The sequence below is a fragment of the Fulvivirga kasyanovii genome, from assembly GCF_009711405.1.
GTDB classification, from domain to species: Bacteria; Bacteroidota; Bacteroidia; order Cytophagales; family Cyclobacteriaceae; genus Fulvivirga; species Fulvivirga kasyanovii.
Genome location: NZ_SMLW01000124.1, coordinates 1 through 1,003 on the forward strand (window position 1 = coordinate 1; position 1,003 = coordinate 1,003).

Annotated in this window: 1 protein-coding gene; it reads left to right on the forward strand. The window is 52.1% G+C overall.

Annotated features, from left to right (window positions below; all coding sequences use genetic code 11):
* A partial coding sequence (locus E1163_RS00275) for an acyl carrier protein (RefSeq protein WP_221417867.1) occupies nucleotides 1-1,003 on the forward strand: 1,003 nt, incomplete at both ends.

Sequence of the window (1,003 nt, forward strand, 5' to 3'; positions counted from 1 at the left end):
AGCGATCCAGGTTGAGCTTAAAGGCTTTACGGCCAAGCGTATTCCTTTGGAGACACCTGCCAGTGTTCAGGCAAACCGGACAGTTCCAACTCAGTCAAAACCGACAATGATCCCTTCACCGGAATCATCACCGTTGGAGTCAGCCGTATCGTCCTACCTTCTGGACAAGCTACGTAGCCGTACAGGCGGAGCCGTATCTCCCTCAGATATGGGCAGGAACTTTATGGACTTTGGGGTAGACTCCGCAGGCATCATCAGCCTGGCCCGGGAGTTGGGCGAAGAGCTTCAGATAGAAGTATACCCGACCCTGTTTTTTGAGTACCCTAACCTGGAAGAACTAAAGACATACCTGCTCACCGAGCATTCGAAAGAAGTGAACCATTACTTCAGCGAATCCCTGGCATCACCGTCATTATCTTCCCGACCATCGGTACCTATACATGAAGAAGTAAAACCTTCAGTAGAAGAGACCTTCATAGCCACAGACCGAAGCAGTGAGCTTCGGGCAGTTCGCACTCCGGTTACCGATAAGCCAGACTATGATCCGATAGCGATCGTCGGTATCAGCGGGCGAATGCCAGGCTCTGGAGACCTGGAAGAGTTTTGGCACCACCTTGAGGATGGAACAGACCTGGTCACCGAGATTCCTTCGAGCCGCTGGCGCTGGGAAGATTACTATGGAGACAAGAACCAGGAAGAAGGGAAGACGAAAATAAAGTGGGGTGCCTTTATGAAAGACATCTCCGGTTTTGATCCGTTGTTTTTCGGTATCTCCCCCCGCGAGGCAGAGTTGATGGACCCCCAGCACCGACTGAGTCTGGAGTTGTCCTGGGAGGCCATAGAAGATGCCGGATATAAAGCGAGCGACCTGTCAGGCAGTTTTACAGGCGTATTTATCGGAGTAGCCGGTCTGGATTACAGCGAGATCGTAAACAACAGCGCCGTCAGCAGCCGGGCACAATCCCTGACAGGAAATGCCCACAACATATTACCCTGCCGGATT